This window comes from Marinobacter sp. MIT930201 (assembly GCF_047122665.1).
Lineage (GTDB): Bacteria > Pseudomonadota > Gammaproteobacteria > Pseudomonadales > Oleiphilaceae > Marinobacter > Marinobacter salarius.
In genome coordinates this window covers 3051862-3078321 of sequence record NZ_CP138916.1, presented here as the reverse complement: position 1 = coordinate 3078321, position 26460 = coordinate 3051862, and the positions used below count along the sequence as shown (strand labels likewise).

The following is a 26460-nucleotide window of genomic DNA, read 5'->3' as shown; positions in this document are numbered from 1 at the left end:
GGGTGGCGTCGCCATGGCGAAGTGAAAAATCGTCACAGAAAATTTGTGCCCGACTGCAAACTGCAACCAATGGTCAATAGCCTTAGCGGTAATACCAGCTAAAGTATAAGAAACCATTTTGTAACAGGAACACTGGCATTATGACCCCTGATCACTTTACCAAGGCCGATCTGGAAGCCTGCGGACAAGGCACGCTCTTCCCCGGCAAGATGCGACTGCCCATCAATGAAATGCTGATGATGGACCGCGTTACCCATTTCAGCGAAACCGACGGGCTCTATGGCAAAGGCAGCATCGTTGCGGAGCTGGACATCAACCCGGACCTCTGGTTCTTCAAGGTTCATTTTGTGGACGATCCGGTCATGCCCGGCTGTCTGGGCCTGGACGCCATGTGGCAGTTGGTGGGTTTTTTCCTGGCAGCCACCGGAGGTGAAGGCAAGGGGCGTGCGCTTGGAAGCGGTGAGGTGAAGTTTTCCGGCCAGGTGCTACCCACGAACAAACTCGTTCGGTATCACCTCGACATCAAACGGGTCATCCGCCGCAAGCTCACCATGGCCATTGCCGATGCCCGTATGGAAGTGGATGGCCGGGAAATATACACCGCCAAAGACCTGAAGGTCGGCATGTTCAATTCTACGGATGACTTCTAGGAGCCATTAAATGCGTCGTGTTGTTATTACAGGCATGGGAATCGTCTCCAGCCTCGGAACCAATCAAGACGAAGTAACCCGGTCCCTGCGGGATTCAATTCCTGGCATTGGCTTTAGCCAGGAAGCCAAGGACAACGGTCTGCGCAGCCATGTATGCGGACAGATTGACCTGAATCTGCCGGAACTGATCGACCGCAAACTGATGCGCTTCATGTGCCCGGCCTCCGGCTACACCTACCTGGCGATGAAAGAAGCCATTGAACAAGCCGGGCTGACAGAAGAGCATATCCGCGCCAACTCTACCGGCGTCATTACCGGCGCTGGCGGTGCATCAACGGTGGAGCTGATGGACGCCATCGACACCCACCGTGAGAAAGGCATCCGTCGTGTAGGGCCTTATCGTGTGCCCCGCACCATGGGCAGCGCTATCAACGCCTCTCTTGCTACGGCATTTGGCATTACCGGCATCAACTACGGTATCACCTCAGCCTGCGCCACCAGTGCCCACTCCATTGGCCATGCTGCCGATATGATTGCCCTGGGCCGCCAGGACGTGATGTTTGCCGGTGGCGGTGAAGACATCCACTGGACGCTGAGCCTGATGTTCGACGCCATGGGTGCGCTGTCCACCAAATACAACGACACCCCCGGAAAAGCCTCCCGCACCTACGATCGGGACCGGGACGGTTTCGTCATCTCTGGCGGCGGCGGCATCCTGGTACTGGAAGCCCTGGAGCATGCGGAAGCTCGCGGAGCCAACATCCTGGCCGAGTTGGTGGGCTTCGGCGCAACCTCTGACGGCGCCGATATGGTGGCGCCCAGCGGTGAAGGCGCCATTCGCTGCATGCAGCAGGCGATGAAAAACATCGATGGCGAGATCAGCTACATCAACACCCACGGCACCAGCACGCCAGCGGGGGATGTCACCGAACTCAAAGCCCTGAAGGAAACCTTTGGCGACAAGATACCGCCACTGAGCTCAACCAAGCCACTTTGCGGCCATGCTCTGGGCGCAGCCGGTGTGCACGAGGCCATCTACAGCCTGATCATGCAGCGGGGGAACTTTATTGCTCCGTCAGCCAATATCGAGAACCTGGACGAGGGCGCCGAAGGCTACCCCATCGTGCGGGAACGGCAGGACAACGTGGATCTGCCCCTGGTGATGAGCAACAGCTTTGGCTTCGGCGGCACCAATGGCACGCTGATCTTCAAGAAAGCCTGACCACCCGGCAGCAAGCCGCCGGGGCACGCACAAATTTGCGGCCCCGGCGTTTTCAATATTCCTTAAGCAACCCGCGAGCGGTAGGCTCCTGGCGATTTACCCATCCAGCGTTTGAACGCACGGCTGAAAGCACTGAGTTCGGAGAACCCGAGCTGTTCAGCGATTTCCACCAGGGGCTTACTGCGATCCTTCAGGTAGGCCAGCGCCCGTTCACGCCGGATGTCCTCAAGCAACGCAGCAAAGGTCAGATTTTCTTCTTTCAATCTTTTATGGAGCGTGTGCCGGCTCATGTGCAGTTGAGAGGCAACAGCCTCCACCCCTACCCGACCTCGCTCCAGATGCCCGGCAATCAACGAAGTCACTCGCGCACTGAACGGTGCCATAGCCGCGCGGGGCTTCATCGGTTCTGAGTGCATGTCACGGTCTCCTGATCATTCCCTGCAGGCACGCTTTACCTGCGCTGGTCAGCGTACACATGTTAGCCGAAAATAACCATATTGGGCTTTAGTCGCAGACAGGAAGACACACTCCGCCTAATAGCACAAAGAGCCGGGCTATCGACCCGATTACCGCACCCTTAGTGCCACAAGGGTCGATTAAGGTATAATCACGACACGCGCAATTTAATACCTGACTATTTTACTCTGGTATTGTATACTCACTCACCAGAAGAAACGGATATTGCCCTTGATTTTCAACAGGGCCGCACCCAATCCGTCATCCAAAAACCGATTGCAGGGCGCACCCAGATCTGGGGCGATCACTGCGACGCATGAATTTATGACATCCGCCCGGCAGCCCTGAACACGAGACTACCGGCGACACCAGGGGCTGCAAGGCCCGAGATGAGAGAATACGGAGCGACGATCATGGCGACCACCGATAAAGAGGTGAACGAGCTGATCAAACGGGAATACGAACACGGTTTCGTAACAGACATCGAAGCCGACACGTTCGAGCCCGGCCTGAACGAAGACGTCATTGCCCGCCTTTCCGCCATTAAGAAAGAGCCGGAATGGATGCTGGAATGGCGCCTGAAGGCCTACCGTCGCTGGCTGGAAATGGACGAGCCGGACTGGGCACACGTGGGTTATCCGAAAATCGACTACAACTCGATTTCCTATTACTCCGCGCCCAAGCGCAAGGAAGACATGCCCCAGAGCCTCGACGAAGTCGACCCTGAGCTGCTCAAGACCTACGAGAAACTGGGCATTCCCCTGCACGAGCGTGAAAAGCTCGCCGGCGTGGCTGTTGACGCCGTATTCGACTCCGTTTCGGTGGCGACCACCTTCAAGGAGCCGCTGGCCAAGGCAGGCGTAATCTTCTGCTCCATTTCGGAGGCCATCCAGGACTACCCGGAACTGGTGAAAAAGTATCTGGGTTCTGTGGTTCCTGCAGGCGACAACTTTTTCGCGGGCCTGAACTCCGCCGTGTTTTCAGATGGCACGTTCGTGTACGTACCCAAGGGTGTTCGTTGCCCCATGGAACTGTCCACTTACTTCCGCATTAACGCGGCCAATACCGGGCAGTTCGAGCGCACCCTGATCATCGCCGAGGACAGCAGCTACGTCAGTTATCTGGAAGGCTGCACCGCGCCGATGCGCGACGAAAACCAGCTTCACGCTGCCGTTGTTGAACTGGTAGCCCTGGACGATGCACAGATCAAATATTCCACGGTGCAGAACTGGTACCCGGGCGATGAGAATGGCAAAGGCGGCATCTTCAACTTCGTCACCAAGCGAGGCGCCGCTATTGGCAAGAACTCCAAGATTTCCTGGACCCAGGTCGAAACCGGTTCCGCGGTGACCTGGAAGTATCCGAGTTGCGTGCTGCGTGGTGACAACAGCGTGGGCGAATTCTACTCGGTGGCACTGACCAACAATTACCAGCAGGCGGATACCGGTACCAAGATGATTCATCTGGGCAAGAACACGTCCAGCACCATCATCTCCAAGGGCATTTCCGCCGGCAAGAGCTCCAACGCCTATCGCGGGCTGGTGAAGTTCGGCCCGGGTGCGGAAGGTGCACGTAACTATACCCAGTGTGATTCGCTGCTGATCGGCGACCGCTGTGGCGCCCACACCTTCCCGTACATCGAGAGCAAGAACAAGTCGGCCATCGTTGAGCACGAGGCAACCACCTCCAAGGTCAGCGACGAGCAGATGTTCCTCTGCCGCCAGCGTGGCATCGACCCGGAGCAGGCGGTTTCCATGATTGTGAACGGCTTCTGTAAAGAGGTGTTCAAGGAGCTGCCGATGGAGTTTGCCGTGGAAGCTGGCAAGTTGCTTGAAGTCAGCCTTGAAGGGTCCGTTGGTTAAGCCCAGGCTCATATACAGATATTCAGATTCCAGTTTTCAGATTATAGAGAGACGCCAGAAATGCTAAGCATCAAGAACCTGCACGCATCCGTTGAGGGTGAAGAGATCCTCAAGGGCATCAACCTGGAGATCAAGGCCGGGGAAGTTCACGCCATCATGGGCCCCAACGGCTCAGGCAAGAGCACCCTGTCCCAGGTGCTGGCAGGCAATGAGACATTTGAGGTAACCCAGGGCGAAATCAGCCTGAACGGCGAGAACCTGCTGGACCTTGAAACCGAAGAGCGGGCTCGTGAAGGTATTTTCCTGGCGTTCCAGTATCCGGTGGAGATTCCCGGCGTCAGCAACCTGCAGTTCCTGCGCACCGCCGTCAACGCCATGCGCACACACCGCGGCGAGCAGGAAATGAACGCCGCGGAGTTCATGAAGCTGGCCAAAGAGGTTTCCAAACAGGTGGACCTGGACCCGGCGTTCCTCAAGCGCGGTGTCAACGAAGGCTTCTCCGGTGGCGAGAAGAAGCGCAATGAGATTCTTCAGGCGCTGTTGCTGCAGCCAAAGCTGGCCATTCTGGATGAGACAGACTCAGGGCTCGACATTGATGCCCTGCAGGTGGTTTCCAAGGGCGTAAACGCCCTGCGCGCCGAAGACCGTGCCATTCTGATGGTGACTCACTACCAGCGTCTGCTGAACCACATCGTGCCAGACCATGTTCATGTACTGGCCGGTGGCAGGATCGTCAAATCCGGGGGTCGCGAGCTGGCCCTCGAGCTCGAAGAGCGTGGCTACGGCTGGCTCGGCGTGAAAGACGAAGAAGCCACCCCCAGTGCAGCCAGCTAAGGAGGCCGTGGAATGAAACCAGCACCAACCATTTCCAGCGCCTTCCTTGAGCCGGGCGGGCATTCGCTGCCCGAGCCGTTGCTTGAACTGCGCAAACAGCGGGGCACGGCACTGGTGGATATGCCATTGCCCACCCGCAAAACCGAGAACTGGAAATACTCCAGCCGGCACCTGAAGCTGACCGACGAACTGGCCACCACCCTGCCCGCAACCGGCAAGGACGGCTGCAGCTTGTCGATTCCCGGTTATCGCGTGGTGTTCCACAACGGCGTGATGATTCCGGAGGCCTCGGACTTTCCGGACCTGGATGGCATCCGCATTCAACGCTTCGCCGATCTGGACGATGACGAGGCCGCGGCCCTGGCCGAACGCCTGGACAACACGCTGGACACCCGTGCCGTACAGATGGCGCGACTGAACTCCGCTCGCTTTGAAGACGGCCTGTACATCCAGCTGGACAAGGAAGCGGTTCTCGATCAGCCGCTGTTCATCGTGCACGAAGTGACCGGCACAGCTTCCGGCTCGGCGTACCCGCGCATTTATGTGGATGCCGCGCGTCACAGCCAGATTACGGTGGTAGAGGAATACCTCTCCAGTGGCGAGGAGCCGGTCATGGTGGATACCGTCACCGAGTTTGTACTGGCAGATGGAGCCCAGGTCACGAATGTGCGGCTGGTAATGGAAGGCGAAAATGTACAGCACATCGGGGCTACCGGTGTTCGCCAGGCCGCCAATTCCCGCTTCGAGAGCCACTGCGTGGGCTTCGGTGGGCCACTGCGTCGCCATGACCTGCAGGTTCGGCTGGAAGGCGAAGGCGGTGAGTGCAAGCTGAACGGCGTGGTTGTCACCCAGGGCAAGCAGCACTACGACAACCATACCTCTATTGAACACGTGGCCGCCCACTGCGACAGCGAGGAAACCTATCGCAATATCGCTGCAGACGAGTCCCACGCGGTGTTCAATGGCCGCATCCATATCCACGAGGATGCCCAGAAGTCCAACGCGAACATGAACAACAAGAACCTGTTGCTCTCCACCGGCGCCGAAATCGACACCAAGCCCGAGTTGGAGATTTACGCGGACGACGTCAAATGCGCCCATGGTGCCACCATCGGCCAGCTCGACAGGATTTCCCTGTTCTATCTGGTATCCCGCGGCATCGGTCGCCGTGAGGCCAATACCCTTTTGACAATGGCCTTTATTAACGAACTTGTTGAACAGATTCCGGTTCAGGCGGTCAAAGACGCTGCCCAGCTCCGGCTGAATGAATTTTTCGATCAGACGTTTCAGGAGGCCTGACCGGTTATGACAGACCTTTCCATGGCCAAAAAGGCGGGCACTGCGGCGTTCGACGTCGAGGCCATTCGCCGGGACTTTCCGATTCTTGATCAGCAGATCAACGGCAAGCCCCTCGTGTATCTGGACAACGGCGCTTCGTCACAGAAGCCCATCGCCGTGCTGGACGCCATGGATCGCTATTACCGGGAAATGCATTCCAACGTCCATCGGGGCGCCCACACGCTTGGCGACCGCGCCACCAGCGCCTTCGAGGGCGCCCGGGAGAAGGTTCGCGCGTTCCTGAACGCTGACAGCACCCGCGAGATTATCTGGACCCGTGGCACCACCGAGGCCATCAACGTGGTGGCCAATGGCCTGGCCGGCCGCCTCAAGCCTGGTGACGAAATTCTCGTCAGCCATATGGAACATCACGCCAACATCGTGCCCTGGCAGATGGTGGCCGAGCGCACGGGCGCGAAGGTGGTTCCCATCCAGATCACTCCACAGGGTGAATTGGATCCGGACTCGTTCAATAGTTTGCTGGGCGACCGCACCCGGGTACTGGCACTGACGCACGTGTCCAACGTCCTGGGCACGGTGAACCCGATTGCACCGCTGATTGAGCAGGCCAAGGCTCACGGCGTGATCACCGTTATCGATGGCGCACAGGCGGTGCCGCACTTCCAGCCGGACGTACAGGCTCTGGGCTGTGATTTCTACGTGTTCTCGTCCCACAAGCTGTTCGGCCCGACGGGCGTTGGCGTGCTGTACGGCAAGGCCCAGTTGCTGGAAGAAATGCCCCCGTTCCAGGGTGGCGGTGAAATGATTGAGCGGGTGTCGTTCGAGCGCACCACCTGGAACGTGCTGCCTTACAAGTTCGAGGCCGGCACACCGCCGGTTGCCGAGGCCATCGGCCTGGGCGCGGCCATTGATTATCTGGGCGACCTGGATCGCAATGGCATGGAAGCGGCGGAAAACGCGCTTCTCACCCGTGCCAACGAACTGGTCGAGTCGGTCCCGGGTATGGAAATCATCGGTACGGCCAGCCAAAAGGTGCCAGTCATGTCCTTTAAAATCGCCGGCCTGCACCCCAGTGATATAGGAACACTGCTGGATCAGCAGGGCATCGCGATTCGCACTGGCCACCACTGCGCCATGCCGCTGATGGACTTTTACGGGGTTCCCGGTACAGCCCGGGCATCCTTTGCGTTTTACAATACGCTGGAGGAAGTGGAACAATTATTCACTGCCCTGCAGAAAATCCAGCGTCTGTTTGCCTGATGGAGGTGGAAATATGACAGCCGAAGTCTTCACACCAACCGTGGCGGTCACCATGACCCCGACAGCGGTGAAACACGTACGCAAACAACTGGACAAGAAGCCTGAGGCGAAAGGTATCCGCCTGGCGATCAAGAAAAGCGGCTGTTCCGGCTTCAAGTATGAAACCCAGTGGGTGGAAGAAGCCGCAGCGGACGACAAGGTGTTTCACATCGACGGTGTGGACGTCTTTGTAAAGGAAGAGCACCTGCCTCTGGTGAACGGCATTGAAATTGATTTCGTGACCGAAGGGGTGAACTCCCTGTTCCAGTTCCGGAATCCGAATGCGACGGCAGAGTGCGGTTGTGGCGAGAGCTTTACAGTCGCCTGAACCCGACAAACCAGATAGCGAATACGAGGCCCATTAAGGCATGCAAGAACGGGAAGTGGTCCTGACCAAACGCGAAGTAGAGGCGCGCCTGGTGCCCGCCGGAACCGAAATCATGATTCCGTCGGACACCTTCGTCACCATCACACAGTCACTGGGTGGTAGCTTCACCGTGGCCGTGAACGGCAACCTCGCTCGTATTGAAGGCCACAATGCCGATGCCCTGGGCAAGAAACCCCTTGAAAGCAGCTTCGACACCCCTGAAGACGGTACGGTGAACGAAAACCAGGTGTGGGAAGCGATGCGCAACTGCTACGACCCGGAAATTCCGGTCAACGTGGTGGAGCTGGGCCTGATCTACGAGTGTGAAATACAGAATGGCACGGAAGACGGCAACCATGTGTACGTCAAGATGACACTCACGGCCGCCGGCTGCGGCATGGGCCCGGTGATCACTGAAGACGTCAAGACCAAGCTTGAGCATGTACCCAATGTGGACAAGGTGACCGTCGAACTGACCTTCGATCCACCCTGGAACAATGACATGCTCACCGACGAAGCCAAGCTTGAATTGGGGATGCTGTAATGACTGCCGCTGAACAGGAGTTTTTGAACAATCCGCTCGGGAAAGACACCACCCTCGAAGACGTCCTCGATGGCTTTGAATTCCTGGACGACTGGGAAGAGCGTTACGCGTTCATTATCGACCTTGGCAAGCAGCTACCGGCATTTCCGGACGACGAGCGCAGGGAAGAGAATTACGTTCACGGCTGTCAGAGCCAGGTGTGGCTGATCCATCATTACGATGAGCAAAGTGGCAAGCTGTACCTGCTGATTGACTCTGACGCCATCATCGTTCGCGGCCTTGCCGCCATTATCCTGGTGGCCCTGAATGGCAAGTCTCCCAGGGACCTGCTGGCCACGGACATCGACGAGCTGTTCGAACAACTGGATCTGTTCCGCCACATCTCGCCCACACGGGGCAACGGCCTGAGAGCCATGGTTGGCAAAATCCGGGATGTGGCTGCGGAAACCGCCGCAGCGTGATTGAGCAGCCCTACCAGACGATAGCCACGTCATCCCGCTGTATATTAATCAGCCCGCCAAAGACAGGAATGCTGCCGTTACTGAAATCCGGGTGAACGTTGTTCACTGTCATGGTGGCGCGGCTGTCCACCAGTTCCGGGGTCGCCCCGGGTGAATCGAAGAAACTGGCACTGCGATAGAGTTTCAGCTCATCCCCCGGGCGCAAGCCTGCCGTGGCTCCGGAATCGAGCGTGACCTTGTTACCGTCGACTCTCGTCACCCGCGTGATGAATGGCTGACAAGCAAGCGCATCATTGACCGCGGACACCATGTTGTTCATCAATCCCGCAACAGCCTGTCCGTACTCGGTTTCCCGGAAACCCGCCGACCCGAACCCATCAGAAGACCCCGGCCCAGCATTCCAACGTGCCTCCGCCGAAAACCGCTCCTGATAGACAGGTGCGCCGCTGAAGCCGTCATAAACCATCATGTCCACCACAAACCGCCGGTTCTGGTTCGCCGCACCAATGCCCCGTTGCAGGCGGTCGATAACAGAACTTCCCCAGGCGTCCGGGTCAGACACGCCAACATCACGGATGACACCGGTAACCACAAACTGCACCCCAAGCTCGCGAGCCACCTGGATCACGTTGCTCAATCGATTGTTGAATTTCTGGTGCGTTGGGGCATTAAGCAGGTCATCAAACAGGCGCTGGGTGGTCGCACCAAAAACCTGGAGTTGGCCACCACTCTGTAGATCTGCCTGCAACAATTGCGGCAAGACTTCGCCGGCATCCCCTATGCGCCCTATCCGGGCCTGATCCGGATACACCATGGGGAAACCGGTCACGGCCACGCGCTTTCTCAACTCTGCGGCATCGCCGGCCTGGCACTGGCCGCCGGCCGACATGTCGGCGCGAACCGTGACACGTAACAGATTGCCCCGCCGGTACTCGTCCACCACTTCAACGGACTTTGCCCGCGCTGACGAGGCAACCTGTAGGCGGGATTCCGTCACCACACCGTTTTCCATGGTGTCGCGGCTACTGATCCTGGCTTCGTACTGCAGGGAAACATCCCTTAACGCCGCCTTCTTAGCCTCCTGCCGTGCGCTGTCGACGTCATCGTTGTAAATGGTGGCGTGGCCGACGCCCTCCAGCACCACTGCCTGGGCACCGCCACACGCAATTACCAACAGTGCTGTGACAACGGAAATAGCCAGCTTCATGGGAAATCGTTCTCTTATTCGAGGTAGTAGAGGGAATCAACGCCCCGGCTCTGGAAATCTCCGGTGCTGTCATTGCCTCTGGGCATCGGAATTGGGCACAGGTCCTGCACTTCCCGATCGGTTACGCGGGAAACACAGGCACGGAACCTGGGCTCCAGCTTGAGTTCCATAACGGTTTCCACCACGCCGTCACTGTGTTCATTCACGGCAACCATTTTGGCGCCACGGATGTAGCTATCAACGTAGGTGCGGAACATATCGTTCTGCAATACGAAATCGTTAACCGTTGAGCTGCCGTAGATCACGGTGCCATAAACCCGCTCCGCCAGGTTGCGATAGGCATCCAACTGGGACGCACGCCGGGCAAGCAGGCGCTTGCGCGTGTTCAGGCGATCTTTCGACACTTCCTCATAGGTCCCGAAGCCGCTAACTCGCACGGTAATCGGGTCCAGTTCGGTCTGCTGCCCGTCGGCACCGGCGTTCCGGTGCTGGCCCACGGGGGCGCAGCCGATCATTGTCACCATCAGCGCAGGTATCAGTATCCACCGCAGGGTCATGTTGGTTCTCCGAAAAAACATCTGTTCACTGCCCTTATGAAAAATTCACGCCAACCTTTGTAACCGACTGAATTCCATAATTTCATGTCCCACCGGGCCCGCCACACAGAAACCAGGCGGCAAAAAACTACCGCTATTTACAGTAAAAAAACAAACCGTTACCGCATCACCGGTGAGTCACGGCGGCAACTGGATTAACCTGAACTGCATGTCACTTTTAACTTAGCATCATCGCTTCATCAGGACTCATCATGACCCCAACCCGTCTGACCAAGCTATCACTGGCCATCGGCCTTTCCATCGCCACCACCTCCGCCATCGCGAGCCCGCAGGCGTTCATGTCGTCACGCTCCTTTGCCATGGGCGGCACCGGTGTCGCCGTCGCCCATCCGGCTGCGGCGGGCGCCACCAATCCGGCGATGATGGCTGCGGACCACCATGAATGGTCCAACGATTTTGGTCTGATGCTGCCCTCCGTCAACGCCCGCTTTGCGGACGAAGAGGAAACCGTTGACCAGATCGACGATATTCAGGACACGATTGATCGCTTCCAGGAACTGGACAAGACGTCCAACCCGGACGATGCCCGCCAAGCCGCCGGCGACCTGAGACGTCAGCTCAACGACTTTGACCGCGACACCGTGCGGATTGACGGCGGCCTGGGCGTCGCCCTGGCCGTGCCCACGGAGTCTTTTGCCGTCGGCTTTTTCACCAACGGCAACATCCGCGCCACCGTCCGCGGGGAGTTTGACGAGGACGACGAGCAGTTTCTGGCCGACCTGGAAACCGCAAGCACCGTCGACCTGATTGCCGCCGATCTCGACCGTGACCTGGAGTCCCGCGGCCGCATCCTGGCCTCCGCTGTCGCCGAAGTAGGCCTTTCCATCGCCACTTCCATAGAGCTTCAGGACAGCTCACGGCTGCAACTCGGCGTATCGCCAAAATACGTTCAACTGCGCACCTTCCAATACACCGAAACCGTCTCCGGGTTTGAAGACGACGAGTTCGACAGCGACGAATACCAGACCGACAAGAGCGGGTTCAACCTGGACGTGGGCGCCGCCTACGCTTTCGGATCCCGCAACCAGTGGAATGCCGGCATTGCGGTCAAGAACCTGATCCCCATGGAGCTGGACTCTGCAGCCAGCCGCCCCGACGAGGAAAAGCGCACTCTGGAACTTGACCCGATGGTAACCGCGGGCATCGCCCATAAAGGCGACTTCCACGTGCTGACCGCAGAAGTGGACCTGACGGAAAAGAAAGCCTTCGGCTATGAGGATGACACCCAGTGGGTTGCCCTCGGCGCGGAATTCGACGCTTTCCGCTACGCCCAACTTCGCTTCGGCGTGCGCCAGAACCTGGCCAGCAATGACGACAACGATGGCATCGAGGAAGACACCCAGTTTACGGCCGGTATCGGCCTGTCGCCCTTCGGTGCCCGCCTCGATATCGGCGGCCTGATCAGCGATGCCGATCTGGGCGCGGCGATTGAGCTCGGTGCTGCATTCTGAGCCTGTTGTATAGAAGCAGTCCACCAAGCCCGGTTTGATACCGGGCTTTTTTGTGGCCAACCGGTTTGCCTGTGGCCCGCCTTGCCGGGATAATCCCTAGAGCAACATCCCTCAAGGAGCAGAACCCGATCCATGAAAACCTATCTGGTGGGCGGAGCCGTCCGTGATGAACTTCTTGGTCTGCCGGTCAAAGACCGGGACTGGGTGGTCACCGGTGCAACGCCGGAAGACATGTTGCGACAGGGCTTCAAGCAGGTAGGCGCGGATTTTCCGGTATTCCTTCACCCAGACACGCGGGAGGAATACGCATTAGCACGAACGGAACGAAAGCAGGGACGAGGCTACCACGGGTTTGCCGTGTACAGCGCCCCGGACGTGCCCCTTGAGGACGATCTGAAGCGCCGTGACCTGACCATCAACGCCATGGCAAAGTCCACCGCAGGTGAAATTGTCGACCCCTTCCACGGCCGCCAGGACCTGCAGGATCACAAACTACGCCACGTTTCCGAGGCCTTCGCCGAGGACCCGCTGCGCATACTGCGCACTGCACGCTTTGCTGCCCGCCTGCAGCCCCAGGGATTCACCATTGCCGAACCCACCATGGCGCTGATGCGGCAGATGGTGGACCAGGGAGAGGTCGGCGACCTGGTGCCGGAGCGGGTATGGCAGGAAATCCAGCGAGCGTTGCATGAGCAGGAACCCGGCACCTTCTTCGAGGTCCTGCATGAATGCGGCGCACTGGCCATCCTTATACCGGAGCTTGAGCCACTCAAGGCGTTTTCAGGCGCCATCGGCGCCTTGCGCCGTGCCCACGAAAGCAGCGACGACACCAGTGTCCGCTTCGCCGCGCTGCTTTCCCCCCTGGCGCCAGCCGAAGCCCGGAATCGAGCCAGGGCACTGAAAGCCCCCAACGACTGCCAGGATCTCACCCGCCTCATCACCGACGTGATACCAAAGATTCACACTATGACGTCTCACGACGCCGACCTGTTGCTGGACATGCTGGATGGAGCAGACGTGTGGCGTCGGGCAGACCGATTTTCCGGCCTGTTGGTTGCTCTGAAATGCGCGCTGCCGGAGACAGAGCGGCACAAGGTGGATTGGCTGGAATCCGCGCAACACGCCGCCACCGGGGTGCAGGCGAAAACCCTGATGGAACAGGGGTTTCGTGGAAAAGAACTGGGTGAAGCAATCCGCAAAGAGCGGTTGCGGCGTATCCTCGCATTTCTCAACAAAGAGTAGACACGCGATGGCATCCTCAACACCTGTAGTGCTCATTACCGGCGCAGCGCATCGGCTTGGCGCCCATACCGCCAGACATCTCCACCAACGCGGCTGGAACCTGGTCATTCATTACCGTTCGCGGGAGGCGGACGCGGATGCCCTTCGTGACGAGCTCAACAGCATCCGACAGAAATCGGCGGTTGTCATCCAGGCCGATCTTGCCGCCCCGGATCAGACAGAACTGCTGGCCCGCAAGGCAATTTCCACCTGGGGTCGGCTTGATGGCCTGGTGAACAACGCCTCGGTGTTCTACCCGAACCCTACACAGGACGCCAGCGCAGGTGACTGGGACGCGATCATGAACACCAACCTGCGGGCGCCTTTTTTTCTCGGCCAGGCCTGCCTCTCTGCCTTGAAACAGTCACAGGGCGCCATCGTGAATCTTATCGATATCTACAGCCAACGACCGCTGGCCGACCATCCGCTTTACTGCGCCAGCAAGTCCGGGCTCGCTTCACTGACCCAGTCGTGGGCGAAGGACCTGGCACCGGAGGTACGTGTAAATGGGGTTTCACCGGGCGCGATCCTCTGGCCAGAGGGTGATGCGGCGATCGACGAAGGTTACCAGCAGAGTATACTGGCCAAAACGCCCCTGGCCCGTACCGGCAAGCCGGAGGACATTGCTGGCGCCATCGCCTTCCTGCTGTGCGACGCCCCGTTTGTCACCGGCCAGATCCTCGCGGTGGATGGCGGACGCAGCCTCAATATGTAAGATCCCTCAATATTTAAGACCATCGCAGCTGCCTGCTTTGGCCCACTCTCGCTTTCCGATACAATGAAGCCAGCTTTTAAAATCTGCGTGCAAACCGGAGAGACTCCATGCGTGATGTAGTTATCGTAGCCGCCAAACGTACCGCCGTCGGCAGCTTCGGCGGCGGGCTGTCCAGCCTGAGTGCCGATAAGCTGGGCAGCGCCGTTATCAAAGCCCTGCTTGAAGAAACCGGTGTTGCTGCCGATCAGGTCAACGAAGTGGTCCTTGGCCAGGTTCTGACGGCCGGTTGCGGACAGAATCCGGCACGCCAGGCGTCCATCAACGCCGGCATCCCCGCCTCTGTACCGGCAATGACGATCAACAAGGTATGTGGCTCGGGACTGAAGGCGGTGCACATGGCGGTCCAGGCCATTCGCTGCGGCGATGCCGAGCTGATGATTGCCGGTGGTCAGGAGAGCATGAGCCAGGCTCCCCACGTGCTGCCCAACAGCCGCAACGGCCAGCGCATGGGTAACTGGAACATGGTGGACACCATGATTTCCGATGGCCTTTGGGACGCCTTTAACGACTACCACATGGGCGTCACCGCAGAAAACATCGTGGAGAAGTACGGCATCACCCGTGAAGAACAGGATGAGTTTGCTGCCGCGTCCCAACAGAAGGCGGCCGCCGCGATCGACGCGGGCTACTTCGAAAGCCAGATTGTTCCCATCACTATTCCTCAGCGCAAGGGCGATCCACTGATCGTCAACACGGACGAGAACCCGCGCGCTGGCGTAACCGCGGACAGCCTGGGCAAGCTTCGTGGCGCGTTCAAAAAGGATGGAACCGTCACCGCCGGCAATGCGTCTTCCCTTAACGACGGCGCGGCGGCCGTCATCGTGTGCAGCGCCGACAAGGCCAAGGAACTTGGGCTTGAGCCTCTGGCCACGATCAGGGCTCATGCCAATGCCGGTGTCGACCCGGCCATTATGGGCACCGGCCCGATCCCGGCAAGCCAACGCTGCCTGAAACTGGCCGGTTGGTCGGTGGACGATCTGGATCTGGTGGAAGCGAACGAAGCCTTCGCCGCCCAGGCCATTTCCGTTAATCGGGACTTGGGATGGGATACCGCGAAGGTCAATGTGAACGGTGGTGCCATCGCACTGGGCCATCCAATCGGGGCTTCCGGTTGCCGGATTCTGGTCAGCCTGCTGCACGAGATGGCTCGCCGGGATGCAAAGAAGGGTCTTGCCACCCTGTGCATTGGCGGCGGCATGGGTGTTGCCCTCGCCGTGGAGCGTTGATCACAGGATGTTGAACGTGGTGCTGTTCGAGCCGGAGATACCGCCGAATACCGGCAATATCATCCGGCTTTGCGCCAACACCGGCTGCCGGCTGCATCTGATTGAACCCCTGGGTTTTACCCTGGAGGACAAGCAGATGCGCAGGGCGGGCCTGGACTACAGTGAGTACGCAACGGTAACGGTACACTCCGACTACCAGGCCTTTTTGGAGAGTGAGCAACCTTCAAGGCTTTTCGGGCTGACCACCAAAGGTAGCCGCGGCTATCATGATGTCGAATACCAGAACGGTGACTATCTGATGTTCGGCCCCGAAACTCGCGGGCTGCCACAGGACGTCCGAGAGGCGATGCCGGAGCACCATCGCCTGAGAGTGCCCATGCGACCGGAAAGTCGCAGCCTTAACCTATCCAACACGGTAGCACTGGTGGTTTATGAAGCGTGGAGGCAGTTTGGATTTGAAGGGTCGCAGTAACCCTCGCCAGAGCGGATGGCCCGTTTTTGCCGTTTTGCTCATGCTGACCACCAGCAACGCCTGGTCCAATAACAATACGCTGGCTACCCGTGTTATCACCACGCCCTCGACAACGTCAGAAGTGTCTGTGGTCCTTGGCAAACAGATCATCAGAAAGCTCTATGACAGCTGCGGGCTGGACATAAGATATCTGGATGTCCCGGCTGCACGGGCCGTGCTTATGGCGGAGAAAGGCCAGTCAGACGGCGAGCTTGCCCGAATCCCGATGGCCGTCAACGACAATGCCCCGCTGCTACCGCTGACGACGCCCATCCAGGAGGCGCGCCTGGTTTCGGTGGTTCTCAACGGCAAGGCCGGCGATTCAAAGGCCTCTTTGAAGGGAAAACGGATTGGTTTCCTCAATGGCTATCGAATGATTGCGCGGGTGCTGCCCGAGGATGTGACACAGGTTGCCACCAGTGACACCTTTCAATTGATCGATCTGCTGGAACGAGGCCGTATCGACGTGGCACTGACCCTGGAGTGGGATGCCCTGGCGGCCAAACGCAAGAACCCAAACCTGTCCATTGGCGAGCCACTGCTGCAAGCCCCCCTCTATCACTGGGTTCATGAATCCCGAAAAGACGATATCCCTTGCCTGTCCCGGGCGCTGGAGTCCATGAAGGCATCCGGCGAGATCGACCAGATAATCAGTGACGGTATCGGGCAGGAAATCGCCCAATAAAAAACCCCACGAACCTGAACCGTTGGCGGGGTTTTTCTGACGCTTGTGACGAGAGCGTATCAGTGAGTCTGCTCTTCCTTCGCTTCCCCTGACGCCTCTTCCTGCTTGCGCTTCAATGCCTGTGCGTAGATGGCATCAAAGTTAACCGGTGCCAGCATCAGCGCCGGGAAGCTACCCCGACCGACCACGCCGTCAATGGCTTCCCGAGCGTAGGGGAACAGGATGTTGGGGCAATAGGCACCCAGCATCTGGCCAAGCTGCGGGCCTTCAATACCTTTCACCAGGAAAACGCCCGCCTGCTGAATCTCGACGATGTAAGCCACTTTTTCATCGACTTTCGCGGTCACAGTCAGAGACAGGACCACTTCGTACTGGTTATCGCTGATCTTGTTGTGGGAGGTGTTCAGATCCAGATTAACCTGAGGTTTCCACTGGTCCTGAAAAACCGTCGGGGAATTCGGCGACTCGAACGACAGATCCTTCACATAGATACGCTGGAGCGCGAACTGTGGTTGATTCTGGTTTTCGTTGCCTGCTGCGGCCTGCTCATTTTCAGCCATGTTCTATCCTTTCATTCTCGATAAGGGGCAACCAGGGCCCGTTGTTATGTCAGTGCTGCCGGAACAGTGTAATGCCTGGCTCCGCCGGCCGATGTGAAACAGTGCGACAGTTTACCGTTCAGTTCAAGGCCTGGCAGGGCCGTTACTTCTTCACCAACGGCAGATTGCTGCCTTTCCAGTCCGCAACGCCACCGTTGAGGCGAACCACATTGGCGTAGCCTTCCGCATTCAACTGCTTGACCGCCATGGCGGAATGCTGACCCATCTTGTCAGCCACAATAATCTGCTTGTCCTTGAACTTCTTCAGTTCCGACGCACGACTTTTGATACTATTAAGGGGAATATTGATTGAACCGGTTATCCGGCCCTCGTTAAAATCCTTGCGATCACGGATATCGACGACGACAGCTTCGTCGCGGTTAATCAGATTCACGGCTCCCTGCGCAGAGATTTTCTTGCCGCCACGGCGAGACTCGAGCACCAATATGGCCAGCAGGAAAGCGACAAACAGAGATACCAGAATGTAATGGTTAACCGCGAACTCGAACACCCTTTCCATGAAAACACCTTGCTGAATAGTTTGTGGCGGGATTATACACACCCTTCCCCAAGGACAGAAGGTGACCAGGCCGAAGGTGACGCCACTGGCCGGAGGGTGCGAAAATGTTTAGAATCAATGTTCGTTTTAGTAAATTTACCAAACTACCATCGGACTAAGTGATGACTGCCACGCGTAAGCCTACCGCACTGATCATTCTTGATGGCTGGGGCCACCGTGACCCGGCTGAAGACAACGCCATCAGCAACGCCAACACCCCGTGTTGGGATAAGCTCTGGGAAAATCAGCCGAAAACACTCATCAACACCTCCGGCATGTTTGTCGGCCTGCCCCAGGGACAGATGGGTAATTCCGAGGTTGGGCACATGAACCTGGGCGCTGGCCGGGTGGTTTATCAGAGCCTGACACGCATCGACAAAGATGTAGAAGAAGGTAGTTTTACGGAAAATTCCGTACTTTGCGCCGCCATTGATAAAGCCGTCAGCAGCAACCGTGCTGTGCACCTGATGGGCCTGCTTTCCCCCGGCGGCGTTCACAGCCATGAAGACCACGTACTGGCGGCCGCTGAGATGGCAGCCAAGCGCGGCGCGAAGGAAGTCTATATCCACGCCTTCCTCGATGGCCGCGACATGCCTCCCCGCAGTGCAAAAGCGTCACTGGAAAAAGCCGCCACCAAACTCAAGCACCTGGGCGTGGGCCGGGTGGCCTCCATTGTTGGCCGCTACTACGCCATGGACCGAGACAATCGCTGGGACCGTGTGGAAGAAGCCTACAACGTTATGACCCTGGGCGAAGCAGAGTTCACCTCAGCTGATCCGGTGTCCGCGCTGGAGCAAGCCTACGAGCGCGGCGAGAACGACGAGTTTGTAAAAGCCACCCGTATCATGGCCAGCGGCGATAACGAAGGCACCATCAACGACGGTGACACCGTTATATTCATGAACTTCCGCGCCGATCGCGCCCGCGAGATGACACGCTGCTTCGTGGAAAAGGACTTCGACGGTTTTGAGCGTCGCAAGCATCCGGAACTGGCTGACTTCGTCATGCTGACCGAGTACGCAGCCGACATTAACACTTCCTGCGCTTATCCCCCGGAGCAGTTGACCAATGGCCTGGGCGAGTATGTGGCCAGCCTCGGCAAAACCCAGCTGCGGATTTCCGAAACCGAGAAGTACGCACACGTTACCTTCTTCTTTAACGGCGGTCTCGAAACACCGTTTGAAGGTGAGGACCGAATCCTGGTTCCTTCGCCCAAAGTGGCGACTTACGATCTGCAACCGGAAATGAGTGCGCCCGAGGTCACTGACAAGCTGGTCGAGGCGATCAAGAGCGGGAAATACGACCTGGTTGTTTGTAACTATGCCAATGGCGACATGGTGGGCCACACCGGCAAGCTGGATGCCGCCATCAAGGCCGCGGAATGCATCGATCAGTGTGTAGCCCGTATTACCGAAGCCTTGCAGGAAGTGGGCGGTGAAGCATTGATCACCGCTGACCACGGCAACTGCGAACAGATGACCGACCCCAATTCCGGCCAGGTACACACGGCCCACACGATCGGCCCCGTACCGCTTATCTACGTTGGCCCACGCAAGGTCAACCTCAGGGACGACGGTAGCCTCAGCGACGTGGCACCCACCCTGCTGAGCTTGATGAACCTCGAACAACCGGCTGAAATGACCGGGCACAGCCTGGTGGAGATCGGTTGAGTCTGCGTCTTTGGCTGGCGGTGACGATGCTTGCAGTCGTCACGCCAGCACTGGCGGAGCAACAGGTCACACCTGGCCAGATAGAAGATCTCAAGGAAGAGATTGCCGATATTGATGAGTGGCTTGCCGACGCCGAGGAAGACCGTTCCTCGCTGGAGCAACAGCTCTCCGGGCTCGAACAGGAAATAGGCCGGCTCACCCGCGAACGCCGGGAGCTCCGCCAGCAGGCACGGGAACAGCAACAGCGCCTGACCAAGCTCGGCAAGGAAGAGACCGAACTCACCCGCGTGCTGGAAAGCCAGCGCGACAGCCTGAAGAAACAGATCCGCGCCGCCTGGATGGAAGGCGACGCACCCGCCGTCAAAGTCCTGCTCAACGAGATTGACCCGGACAAGATCGCCCGCACGATGACCTACTACGAGTACCTCAGCCGGGACACCATTGACCGCCTCGAGGCGTTCGCTGCCAATCTCCGCCAATTGAAAGAAACGCAAAAGCAGGTCAAGGCCGGGCGGATGCGGCTGGCAGAACTGGAAGAGAATGTCGCCGACCGCCAACAAAAGCTGAGCAGCAGCAAAAAGGAACGGGAACAGACCCTGGCGGCCCTGAAAACCGACATCAGCAATCGGCTGAGCGAACGCGAGGAACTGGAAGAGGATCGCAAGCGCCTGGAAAAACTGCTGCGGGAGGTCGAAGAGGCCATCGCCAACATCCCCACGCCCAATGAGTCAGATCCGTTCGGATCACTCAAGAACAAACTGCCGTGGCCGGCGGAAGGCAAAGTCGTCCGCAACTTCGGAGACAGTTACGCCAGCGGAAAACTCAAGCACAACGGACTGCTGATCAACACCGCCGAGGAAGGCGACGTAAAAGCCGTTCACTATGGCCGCGTTGTTTTCGCCAACTGGCTACGCGGGTTTGGCCTGATCACCATCCTCGACCACGGCGACGGCTACATGACGCTCTACGGCCACAGCAGTAGCCTGTTCACCAGCCCCGGAGACTGGGTTGAAGCGGGCGAGGCAATTGCCCAGGCTGGCCGAACCGGCGGGACCAATGACCCCGCGGTGTATTTCGAGGTCCGCCACAATGGAAAACCGGACAATCCCCGACGCTGGCTCGGCAACCGATGAACTGGTTCACGCTACCCCAAAGGCTGACAAATCAGCCCGGTAACGCCATACTGTCCAGCAATACTTGGGAACAACCAGTCATCGGATTAACACAGGACATGTGAATGAGACGGGTAAGAAGTCTACACCACGCCAGCACACGCGCACTCGCCCTTGCCACCTGCTTAACCGTTCTGCCCGGCCTTATTCATGCCCAGGAAGCCGATGAAGAAACCCGACGCCTGCTGGAAGGCATCCAGCACGGTGAGCAGGTGGAAATACAGCTGCCCGATCCGGAAGAACAGCTACCACTGGACGACCTTCGCAAATTCGCCGAAGTGTTTGGCCGAATCAAGGACGCCTATGTGGAAGAGGTGGACGACCGACAGCTCCTCGAAAGCGCGATCAAAGGCATGTTGTCTGACCTGGACCCGCACTCCACCTATCTGGCCCCGAAAGACTACGAACAGCTCGAAGAGAGCACCTCCGGCGAGTTTGGCGGCCTGGGCATCGAAGTGGGCATGGAAGATGGCTTCGTAAAAGTTATCTCCCCCATCGATGACACCCCTGCTCAGAAGGCCGGCGTACAGGCGGGTGACCTGATCATCAAGCTGGGTGACCAGCCGGTGAAAGGCATGTCGCTGGAAGAAGCCGTTAAACTGATGCGCGGCAAGCCCGGAACCGTCCTCACCCTGACCATCATACGCGAGGGAGAATCAGCGCCGATCGAGATTGATGTGGAACGTGACATCATCAAGGTCACCAGCATCAAATCCCGCATCATCGAGAACGGCTATGGCTACGTTCGCATAACCCAGTTCCAGGCGGATACCGGCACCCAGTTCACCAAGGCACTGGAAGCCCTGGAGAAAGAACATGGCAGCGACCTGGACGGCCTGGTGATCGACCTGCGCAACAACCCCGGTGGCATTCTCCAGGCGGCGGTTGAAGCAGCGGATGCCCTGCTGGATAGCGGCTTGATCGTCTACACGGAAGGCCGCATCCAGAGCTCGCGCCTGCGCTTCAACGCCAAACCCGGAGATGTGATGCCGGATACGCCCATTGTCGTTCTGATTAACGGCGGTTCCGCCTCTGCATCCGAGATTCTTGCGGGCGCGCTTCAGGATCACCAGCGTGCCGTGGTCATGGGCACCCAGTCGTTCGGCAAAGGCAGCGTGCAAACCGTCATCCCCCTGGATGAGACTCACGCCATCAAGATGACCACCGCCCGCTATTACACCCCGGATGGGCGCTCCATCCAGGCCAAGGGGATCAAACCGGATATTGAAGTGAAGCCGGCGCAACTGACGGAGCTCGACAGTCAGCCGTTCTTTACCGAGGCGGATCTCAGCGGCCACCTTGAGGGGCAGGATGAGGGGAAGCAGGAAGAACCGCAAAAGCAGGAGGACGCACAAAGCACGTCGCCGGCGAACAAGGACTTCCAGCTACGCTCTGCACTGAACCTGCTGAAAGGCATGGGCATTCTCAACAAGCGTAACAAGCCGACACAGGAAAGCGCGGATTGAAAGTTCTAGCAACACTGATTGCCGCCCTTTTGGCCACCTCCCCGGTTGTTGCCGGGGAGCACGAGGGGCAACTCCCGCCCACTATTGCCATCATCATCGATGACATGGGACATAACCTGGTGGAGGGTGAGCGACTGATCGCCCTGGATCAGCCCATCACCCTGGCTTTTCTGCCCTACCGCAGATACACCACCAGACTGGCGGAGTTGGCGCACCAGAAGCACAAGGAAATCATGCTGCATGCGCCAATGGCCAATACCCGTAACATCGGCCTTGGGCCCGGCGGCCTGAACCCGGACATGGACCAGAACAGCCTGGCCACTACCTTGCGGCGAGCGCTTCAGTCCATTCCCCATGTGCAGGGCGTGAACAACCATATGGGCAGCCTGCTAACTCAACAACTTCAGCCGATGGACTGGGTGATGTCTGAACTCGATCACTACCCGGTCTACTTCGTGGACAGCCGCACCATCGCTTCCTCCATTGCGGGCGAAGTCGCAGCCGCTTACCGCATACCCACCCTCACCCGCGACGTGTTCCTGGATCACGAGCAAACCGAGGAATTCGTGAATCAGCAGTTCGAGCTTCTTATCAAGCGGGCAAAGGAAAACGGCAGCGCCATCGGCATTGGCCATCCTCACAAGGTAACGGTGGACTATCTGGAGAAACGTCTGCCAGAGCTGGACGAGCAGGGAATTGCCGTAGCGACCGTCAGCGGCGTATGGGCGATGAGGAATGGCAACCGGCCAATGTTTGCGGAAGGGGAAAAGCGGGCGATTCGGCCCGCGCTGGCGAAGCAGGAATGAGGCCCGGCCTCAATCCCGCACCACAATCCCCTGGGCCTTCATGAATGCCTTTGCTTCGGGAATCGTATGCTGACCGAAGTGAAAGATGGACGCCGCCAGTACGGCATCCGCGCGACCTTCGGTCACACCGTCTGCCAGATGCTGAAGCTCGCCCACACCCCCTGAAGCAATGACCGGCACTGATACAGCGTCGCTGATGGCGCGGGTCAGCCCCAGGTCGAATCCGATTTTGGTGCCGTCACGGTCCATGCTGGTCAGCAGCAACTCACCGGCACCCATCGCGGTCATCTTGCGAGCCCATTCAACGGCATCCAGCCCTGTCGGCTTGCGCCCACCGTGGGTGAAGATCTCCCATCGGGGCTCCTCTCCTTCACCAGTGACACGTTTGGCATCAATGGCGACAACGATACACTGGCTACCAAAACGGTCAGACGCTTCGCGCACGAAGTCCGGATTGAACACCGCCGCAGTATTGATAGAAACCTTGTCCGCGCCTGCATTCAGGAGCTTGCGGATGTCCTCAACAGTGCGCACACCACCACCCACTGTCAGCGGGATAAACACTTCAGCCGCCATGCGCTCCACGGTTTCATAGGTGGTATCGCGGCTTTCGTGACTGGCGGTGATGTCCAGGAAAGTGATTTCGTCGGCGCCCTGTTCGTTGTACTTGCGGGCCACTTCCACCGGGTCACCGGCATCGCGGATATCGACGAAGTTCACGCCTTTTACAACGCGGCCTTTATCGACATCCAGGCAGGGAATAATGCGTTTTGCCAGAGCCATAATTCGTTTTACCCCTTCAGGCTGTCGCAGAAGGCCTGGGCCTCGGCCACATCCAGGGTGCCTTCATAGATGGCTCGGCCGGTAATCGCACCGAGGATGCCCTTGTCAGCCACGGTAGCAAGGCGCTTGAGATCGTCCATGTTGGTAACGCCGCCAGAAGCGATCACGGGAATGCCGCCTTCTTCCGCCAGTGCAGCGGTGGCCTCCACGTTCACGCCCTGCATCATGCCGTCGCGGCTGATGTCGGTGTAAACAATGGACTCGACGCCGTCGTTGGCAAAACGTTTCGCCAGGTCGGTCGCCATGACTTCAGACACTTCCGCCCAGCCGTCAGTGGCAACGCGGCCGTCTTTGGCGTCCAGGCCCACGATAATGTGGCCGGGAAAGCGCTTGCACATCTCGGTGACGAATTCCGGTTCTTTCACCGCCTTGGTACCAATAATGACCCACTGTACACCGGCTTTCAGATAGGCCTCGATGGTTTCCGCCGAACGAATACCGCCGCCAATCTGGATGGGTAAATCCGGGTATTTGCGAGCGATGGCCTGGACGATTTCGCCGTTGACGGGCTCACCGGCGAAGGCACCATTCAGGTCCACCAGATGCAGGCGGCGGGCGCCAGCATCCACCCAGCGGGTTGCCATATCAACAGGATCGTCACCGAAAACGGTGGAGTCGTCCATACGGCCCTGGCGCAGTCTTACGCATTTGCCGTCTTTCAGATCTATGGCCGGGATGATCAGCATGTTCCAGTCCAGTTGGTAAAGTTTTTCAGTAACTGCAGCCCCGCCCGAGCGCTTTTTTCAGGGTGGAACTGCACCGCAAAGATGTTATCTCTCGCCACGGCTGCAGCCAGGTCAACGCCGTAATGGGTACGGCCGGCAATATCCGGGTTGCCCTCGGCTTCAGCGTAGTAGCTGTGCACGAAATAGAAGCGGTCGCCGTCGGGAATATCGTGCCAAAGCGGGTGATCCATGGTCTGGCGCACTTCGTTCCAGCCCATATGAGGCACTTTCAGGCGTTCGCCGTTCTCGGTGAGATTGTCACCGAAGAAGCGCACCTCCGACGGGAACAGGTCGATACAATCCACCCAGCCGTTTTCCTCGCTGCGGGACATCAGCGCCTGCATGCCTACGCAAATGCCGAGCAACGGACGGTCAGCGGAGACTTCCCGCACCAACTCATCAATTCCCAGGCGGCGGATTTCCGCCATGCAGTCGCGGATGGCACCCACGCCAGGGAGGATCACCCGGTCCGCGCTGCGGATCTGCTCGGCGTTGTCGGTGACCAGCACCTGTGTATCCGGCGCGACGTGTTCAACCGCTTTGCTGACGGAATGAAGGTTACCCATGCCGTAGTCGATAATGGCAACGGTTTTCATGCGAAGAGAGACTTCCTGAATCGTGGTTCTTTTAGTTGAGCCCAGGGCCGCTTACAGCGACCCCTTGGTGGACGGGGTAATACCCGCCATTCGCTCGTCCATTTCAATGGCCATACGCAGGGCACGACCGAAGGCCTTGAACACGGTTTCGATCTGGTGGTGGGTGTTCTTACCCTTCAGGTTATCGATGTGCAGGGTGACCATGGAGTGGTTCACAAAGCCGTGGAAGAACTCCTCGAACAGGTCGACGTCGAAGCCTCCCACAGCACCACGGGTATAGGGCACATCCATCATCAGGCCGGGACGGCCAGACAGGTCAATCACCACGCGGGACAGTGCTTCGTCAAGCGGCACGTAGGCATGGCCGTAACGACGGATGCCCTTCTTGTCGCCAACCGCCTGTTTGAAGGCCTGGCCCAGGGTGATACCAATGTCTTCCACCGTGTGGTGGTCATCAATGTGCAGGTCGCCCTTCGAGACAATGTTCAGGTCCACCAGCCCGTGGCGGGCAATCTGATCCATCATGTGCTCAAGGAAAGGCACGCCCGTGTCGAAGCTGGACTTGCCGGTGCCGTCGAGATCGATCTCGACGGTGATCTGTGTTTCCAGGGTATTTCTTTCTACCCGAGCCTTGCGTTCGGCCATGGGGACTCCAAAGTCATCAGTCGGCACATGCCGGAAAAGTGTCTGCGCGCATTATACCTTTTATGATTCCCCGCGTCCCGCAATGGCCTTTATAGCCTTGATAGCGACGACCATCAGAACGCTTTCTTGAGGTTACTCATGTAGGTATCGACCAGGCTGTTGAACTCGTGCTTGATCACGGGGCTGATGGCCAGTTTCAACAGGCTCGGCAGCGGAACGGTCAACTCGGCGCTGGTCTGGAATTTCACTGAAGTAGTGTTGTCGTCTTTCTTCTTGAGGGTCCAGGAGCCTTTTACCACACCGTTACCCTCGCCTTTCACCGGCTCCCAGGTAATCCTGCCGTTGTCCTTGTCCGCGAAGTATTTGCACGCGTATACAGACTGGATGGCATGCTTGTCCACGCCCACCTTTTCCATTTCCCAGCGATAGGCGTTGTCGCCCAGATCCACCAGGTTATGCACCTTGGGAAAATGGCTGGCCGATGCGGGCACGTCCGCCAGCAGCTCGAATACTTCGTCATATCCGGCCGGCAGATCCAGTTCCCGGTTAAGCTCAATAGAGACAGTAATAGCCACTGTTTACTCCTTTTTATCGTTGTAAGACGCGCTTTATATCGTTGTGTAGAAATAAGG

General features: G+C 58.3%; 29 protein-coding genes. 19 read left to right on the top strand and 10 right to left on the bottom strand.

Translation table 11 applies throughout. The features are described 5' to 3' along the window. Nucleotides 1-140: 140 nt before the first annotated feature. A complete protein-coding gene (gene fabA, locus SIC19_RS14030) occupies nucleotides 141-650 on the top strand; it encodes a bifunctional 3-hydroxydecanoyl-ACP dehydratase/trans-2-decenoyl-ACP isomerase (protein ID WP_007153372.1) in 510 nt (169 codons plus the stop codon). Between the two features lie 10 nt (nucleotides 651-660). Continuing rightward, the gene (gene fabB, locus SIC19_RS14025) at nucleotides 661-1872 is read left to right on the top strand and encodes a beta-ketoacyl-ACP synthase I (protein WP_085679192.1); all 1212 of its coding nucleotides are present in this window, start codon (nucleotides 661-663) and stop codon (nucleotides 1870-1872) included. Between the two features lie 62 nt (nucleotides 1873-1934). Here the strand turns inward: fabB and SIC19_RS14020 are convergent, their stop codons facing one another. Beyond that, nucleotides 1935-2288 carry a helix-turn-helix transcriptional regulator gene (locus SIC19_RS14020; protein ID WP_041334002.1) on the bottom strand — a complete coding sequence of 118 codons (354 nt, stop codon included), beginning with the start codon at nucleotides 2286-2288 and terminating at the stop codon, nucleotides 1935-1937. Between the two features lie 453 nt (nucleotides 2289-2741). Between SIC19_RS14020 and sufB the strand changes: the two genes are divergently transcribed. From sufB to SIC19_RS13985, 7 genes are read left to right on the top strand one after another with little or no spacing between them, the layout of a single operon-like run. After that, a complete protein-coding gene (gene sufB / locus SIC19_RS14015) occupies nucleotides 2742-4190 on the top strand; it encodes a Fe-S cluster assembly protein SufB (protein ID WP_075194399.1) in 1449 nt (482 codons plus the stop codon). A gap of 60 nt (nucleotides 4191-4250) precedes the next feature. Further along, the gene (gene sufC / locus SIC19_RS14010) at nucleotides 4251-5024 is read left to right on the top strand and encodes a Fe-S cluster assembly ATPase SufC (protein ID WP_041334000.1); all 774 of its coding nucleotides are present in this window, start codon (nucleotides 4251-4253) and stop codon (nucleotides 5022-5024) included. A 12-nt stretch (nucleotides 5025-5036) separates the two neighbouring features. Then, nucleotides 5037-6323, top strand: a complete 1287-nt coding sequence (sufD, locus tag SIC19_RS14005) for a Fe-S cluster assembly protein SufD (protein WP_085679189.1) — start codon at nucleotides 5037-5039, stop codon at nucleotides 6321-6323. 6 nt (nucleotides 6324-6329) lie between these two features. Beyond that, nucleotides 6330-7583, top strand: coding sequence for an aminotransferase class V-fold PLP-dependent enzyme (locus SIC19_RS14000; RefSeq protein ID WP_127401855.1), 1254 nt, complete (start codon nucleotides 6330-6332; stop codon nucleotides 7581-7583). Nucleotides 7584-7596: 13 nt separating this feature from the next. Beyond that, the gene (locus SIC19_RS13995; protein WP_007153379.1) at nucleotides 7597-7950 is read left to right on the top strand and encodes a HesB/IscA family protein; all 354 of its coding nucleotides are present in this window, start codon (nucleotides 7597-7599) and stop codon (nucleotides 7948-7950) included. A 40-nt stretch (nucleotides 7951-7990) separates the two neighbouring features. Next, complete coding sequence (gene sufT, locus SIC19_RS13990; RefSeq protein ID WP_007153380.1) at nucleotides 7991-8533, top strand: putative Fe-S cluster assembly protein SufT; 543 nt, start codon at nucleotides 7991-7993, stop codon at nucleotides 8531-8533. Next, nucleotides 8533-8994, top strand: a complete 462-nt coding sequence (locus SIC19_RS13985) for a SufE family protein (RefSeq protein ID WP_007153381.1) — start codon at nucleotides 8533-8535, stop codon at nucleotides 8992-8994. Before sufT ends, SIC19_RS13985 begins: the two co-directional genes overlap by 1 nt. Nucleotides 8995-9004: 10 nt before the next feature. Here the strand turns inward: SIC19_RS13985 and SIC19_RS13980 are convergent, their stop codons facing one another. Continuing rightward, nucleotides 9005-10201, bottom strand: a complete 1197-nt coding sequence (locus tag SIC19_RS13980; RefSeq protein WP_126811620.1) for a flagella assembly protein FlgT — start codon at nucleotides 10199-10201, stop codon at nucleotides 9005-9007. Between the two features lie 14 nt (nucleotides 10202-10215). Then, nucleotides 10216-10758 (bottom strand): LPP20 family lipoprotein, encoded by a 543-nt coding sequence (locus SIC19_RS13975; RefSeq protein ID WP_075194393.1) that lies wholly within the window; start codon nucleotides 10756-10758, stop codon nucleotides 10216-10218. Between the two features lie 251 nt (nucleotides 10759-11009). Here SIC19_RS13975 and SIC19_RS13970 point away from each other — a divergent pair, with 251 nt between their 5' ends. From SIC19_RS13970 to SIC19_RS13945, 6 genes are all read left to right on the top strand, one after another. Continuing rightward, complete coding sequence (locus SIC19_RS13970) at nucleotides 11010-12269, top strand: conjugal transfer protein TraF (protein WP_177190628.1); 1260 nt, start codon at nucleotides 11010-11012, stop codon at nucleotides 12267-12269. Nucleotides 12270-12401: 132 nt separating this feature from the next. Beyond that, on the top strand, nucleotides 12402-13511 hold the full coding sequence (locus SIC19_RS13965) for a multifunctional CCA tRNA nucleotidyl transferase/2'3'-cyclic phosphodiesterase/2'nucleotidase/phosphatase (RefSeq protein ID WP_091642879.1): 1110 nt from the start codon (nucleotides 12402-12404) through the stop codon (nucleotides 13509-13511). Nucleotides 13512-13518: 7 nt separating this feature from the next. Next, nucleotides 13519-14265 (top strand): pteridine reductase, encoded by a 747-nt coding sequence (locus SIC19_RS13960; protein ID WP_091642876.1) that lies wholly within the window; start codon nucleotides 13519-13521, stop codon nucleotides 14263-14265. A 107-nt stretch (nucleotides 14266-14372) separates the two neighbouring features. After that, entirely contained in the window at nucleotides 14373-15551 is a 1179-nt protein-coding gene (locus SIC19_RS13955) for an acetyl-CoA C-acetyltransferase (RefSeq protein ID WP_007153388.1), read from the top strand. A 7-nt stretch (nucleotides 15552-15558) separates the two neighbouring features. Next, complete coding sequence (trmL, locus tag SIC19_RS13950) at nucleotides 15559-16023, top strand: tRNA (uridine(34)/cytosine(34)/5-carboxymethylaminomethyluridine(34)-2'-O)-methyltransferase TrmL (RefSeq protein WP_075194389.1); 465 nt, start codon at nucleotides 15559-15561, stop codon at nucleotides 16021-16023. Beyond that, nucleotides 16001-16747, top strand: coding sequence for a substrate-binding periplasmic protein (locus SIC19_RS13945; protein ID WP_177190627.1), 747 nt, complete (start codon nucleotides 16001-16003; stop codon nucleotides 16745-16747). The genes trmL and SIC19_RS13945 overlap by 23 nt, the downstream gene beginning before the upstream one ends. 59 nt (nucleotides 16748-16806) lie before the next feature. On the opposite strand, the gene secB is transcribed toward SIC19_RS13945, so the two are convergent. Together secB and SIC19_RS13935 are read right to left on the bottom strand one after the other, a co-directional pair. Then, nucleotides 16807-17307, bottom strand: coding sequence for a protein-export chaperone SecB (gene secB / locus SIC19_RS13940; RefSeq protein WP_007153391.1), 501 nt, complete (start codon nucleotides 17305-17307; stop codon nucleotides 16807-16809). Between the two features lie 142 nt (nucleotides 17308-17449). Further along, nucleotides 17450-17866 carry a rhodanese-like domain-containing protein gene (locus tag SIC19_RS13935; protein ID WP_007153393.1) on the bottom strand — a complete coding sequence of 139 codons (417 nt, stop codon included), beginning with the start codon at nucleotides 17864-17866 and terminating at the stop codon, nucleotides 17450-17452. A gap of 161 nt (nucleotides 17867-18027) precedes the next feature. Between SIC19_RS13935 and gpmM the strand changes: the two genes are divergently transcribed. The 4 genes from gpmM (at nucleotide 18028) to SIC19_RS13915 (ending at nucleotide 23019) form a co-directional block, all read left to right on the top strand. Continuing rightward, complete coding sequence (gpmM, locus tag SIC19_RS13930; protein ID WP_091642873.1) at nucleotides 18028-19575, top strand: 2,3-bisphosphoglycerate-independent phosphoglycerate mutase; 1548 nt, start codon at nucleotides 18028-18030, stop codon at nucleotides 19573-19575. Between the two features lie 26 nt (nucleotides 19576-19601). Beyond that, complete coding sequence (locus SIC19_RS13925) at nucleotides 19602-20708, top strand: murein hydrolase activator EnvC family protein (RefSeq protein ID WP_091642870.1); 1107 nt, start codon at nucleotides 19602-19604, stop codon at nucleotides 20706-20708. A gap of 104 nt (nucleotides 20709-20812) precedes the next feature. Continuing rightward, the gene (locus SIC19_RS13920; protein ID WP_127401856.1) at nucleotides 20813-22213 is read left to right on the top strand and encodes a S41 family peptidase; all 1401 of its coding nucleotides are present in this window, start codon (nucleotides 20813-20815) and stop codon (nucleotides 22211-22213) included. Then, nucleotides 22210-23019: a divergent polysaccharide deacetylase family protein gene (locus SIC19_RS13915; RefSeq protein WP_127401857.1), complete on the top strand. Its 810-nt coding sequence runs from the start codon at nucleotides 22210-22212 to the stop codon at nucleotides 23017-23019. The genes SIC19_RS13920 and SIC19_RS13915 overlap by 4 nt, the downstream gene beginning before the upstream one ends. A gap of 9 nt (nucleotides 23020-23028) precedes the next feature. Here the strand turns inward: SIC19_RS13915 and hisF are convergent, their stop codons facing one another. From hisF to SIC19_RS13890, 5 genes are all read right to left on the bottom strand, one after another. Beyond that, a complete protein-coding gene (gene hisF / locus SIC19_RS13910; RefSeq protein WP_127401858.1) occupies nucleotides 23029-23802 on the bottom strand; it encodes an imidazole glycerol phosphate synthase subunit HisF in 774 nt (257 codons plus the stop codon). 8 nt (nucleotides 23803-23810) lie between these two features. Continuing rightward, nucleotides 23811-24548 (bottom strand): 1-(5-phosphoribosyl)-5-[(5-phosphoribosylamino)methylideneamino]imidazole-4-carboxamide isomerase, encoded by a 738-nt coding sequence (hisA, locus tag SIC19_RS13905; protein ID WP_036208766.1) that lies wholly within the window; start codon nucleotides 24546-24548, stop codon nucleotides 23811-23813. Continuing rightward, a complete protein-coding gene (hisH, locus tag SIC19_RS13900) occupies nucleotides 24542-25183 on the bottom strand; it encodes an imidazole glycerol phosphate synthase subunit HisH (RefSeq protein ID WP_127401859.1) in 642 nt (213 codons plus the stop codon). The genes hisA and hisH overlap by 7 nt, the downstream gene beginning before the upstream one ends. A gap of 51 nt (nucleotides 25184-25234) precedes the next feature. Beyond that, nucleotides 25235-25828, bottom strand: coding sequence for an imidazoleglycerol-phosphate dehydratase HisB (gene hisB / locus SIC19_RS13895; protein ID WP_007153401.1), 594 nt, complete (start codon nucleotides 25826-25828; stop codon nucleotides 25235-25237). Nucleotides 25829-25941: 113 nt separating this feature from the next. Continuing rightward, on the bottom strand, nucleotides 25942-26403 hold the full coding sequence (locus SIC19_RS13890; RefSeq protein ID WP_036208759.1) for an SRPBCC family protein: 462 nt from the start codon (nucleotides 26401-26403) through the stop codon (nucleotides 25942-25944). Nucleotides 26404-26460: the final 57 nt, after the last annotated feature.

Bases quoted from the DNA above. Each gene is read 5' to 3' on its own strand.
- gpmM (WP_091642873.1), top strand. From the start codon at position 18,028: ATGACTGCCACGCGTAAGCCTACCGCACTGATCATTCTTGATGGCTGG.
- hisH (WP_127401859.1), bottom strand. From the start codon at position 25,183: ATGAAAACCGTTGCCATTATCGACTACGGCATGGGTAACCTTCATTCC.
- SIC19_RS13995 (WP_007153379.1), top strand. From the start codon at position 7,597: ATGACAGCCGAAGTCTTCACACCAACCGTGGCGGTCACCATGACCCCG.
- SIC19_RS13965 (WP_091642879.1), top strand. From the start codon at position 12,402: ATGAAAACCTATCTGGTGGGCGGAGCCGTCCGTGATGAACTTCTTGGT.
- hisB (WP_007153401.1), bottom strand. From the start codon at position 25,828: ATGGCCGAACGCAAGGCTCGGGTAGAAAGAAATACCCTGGAAACACAG.
- SIC19_RS13960 (WP_091642876.1), top strand. From the start codon at position 13,519: ATGGCATCCTCAACACCTGTAGTGCTCATTACCGGCGCAGCGCATCGG.
- SIC19_RS13920 (WP_127401856.1), top strand. From the start codon at position 20,813: ATGAGACGGGTAAGAAGTCTACACCACGCCAGCACACGCGCACTCGCC.
- sufT (WP_007153380.1), top strand. From the start codon at position 7,991: ATGCAAGAACGGGAAGTGGTCCTGACCAAACGCGAAGTAGAGGCGCGC.
- sufB (WP_075194399.1), top strand. From the start codon at position 2,742: ATGGCGACCACCGATAAAGAGGTGAACGAGCTGATCAAACGGGAATAC.
- fabB (WP_085679192.1), top strand. From the start codon at position 661: ATGCGTCGTGTTGTTATTACAGGCATGGGAATCGTCTCCAGCCTCGGA.
- trmL (WP_075194389.1), top strand. From the start codon at position 15,559: ATGTTGAACGTGGTGCTGTTCGAGCCGGAGATACCGCCGAATACCGGC.
- SIC19_RS13975 (WP_075194393.1), bottom strand. From the start codon at position 10,758: ATGACCCTGCGGTGGATACTGATACCTGCGCTGATGGTGACAATGATC.
- fabA (WP_007153372.1), top strand. From the start codon at position 141: ATGACCCCTGATCACTTTACCAAGGCCGATCTGGAAGCCTGCGGACAA.
- SIC19_RS14020 (WP_041334002.1), bottom strand. From the start codon at position 2,288: ATGCACTCAGAACCGATGAAGCCCCGCGCGGCTATGGCACCGTTCAGT.
- secB (WP_007153391.1), bottom strand. From the start codon at position 17,307: ATGGCTGAAAATGAGCAGGCCGCAGCAGGCAACGAAAACCAGAATCAA.
- SIC19_RS13955 (WP_007153388.1), top strand. From the start codon at position 14,373: ATGCGTGATGTAGTTATCGTAGCCGCCAAACGTACCGCCGTCGGCAGC.
- SIC19_RS14000 (WP_127401855.1), top strand. From the start codon at position 6,330: ATGACAGACCTTTCCATGGCCAAAAAGGCGGGCACTGCGGCGTTCGAC.
- SIC19_RS13985 (WP_007153381.1), top strand. From the start codon at position 8,533: ATGACTGCCGCTGAACAGGAGTTTTTGAACAATCCGCTCGGGAAAGAC.
- SIC19_RS13935 (WP_007153393.1), bottom strand. From the start codon at position 17,866: ATGGAAAGGGTGTTCGAGTTCGCGGTTAACCATTACATTCTGGTATCT.
- hisA (WP_036208766.1), bottom strand. From the start codon at position 24,548: ATGCTGATCATCCCGGCCATAGATCTGAAAGACGGCAAATGCGTAAGA.
- hisF (WP_127401858.1), bottom strand. From the start codon at position 23,802: ATGGCTCTGGCAAAACGCATTATTCCCTGCCTGGATGTCGATAAAGGC.
- SIC19_RS13980 (WP_126811620.1), bottom strand. From the start codon at position 10,201: ATGAAGCTGGCTATTTCCGTTGTCACAGCACTGTTGGTAATTGCGTGT.
- SIC19_RS13970 (WP_177190628.1), top strand. From the start codon at position 11,010: ATGACCCCAACCCGTCTGACCAAGCTATCACTGGCCATCGGCCTTTCC.
- sufC (WP_041334000.1), top strand. From the start codon at position 4,251: ATGCTAAGCATCAAGAACCTGCACGCATCCGTTGAGGGTGAAGAGATC.
- SIC19_RS13925 (WP_091642870.1), top strand. From the start codon at position 19,602: ATGCTTGCAGTCGTCACGCCAGCACTGGCGGAGCAACAGGTCACACCT.
- sufD (WP_085679189.1), top strand. From the start codon at position 5,037: ATGAAACCAGCACCAACCATTTCCAGCGCCTTCCTTGAGCCGGGCGGG.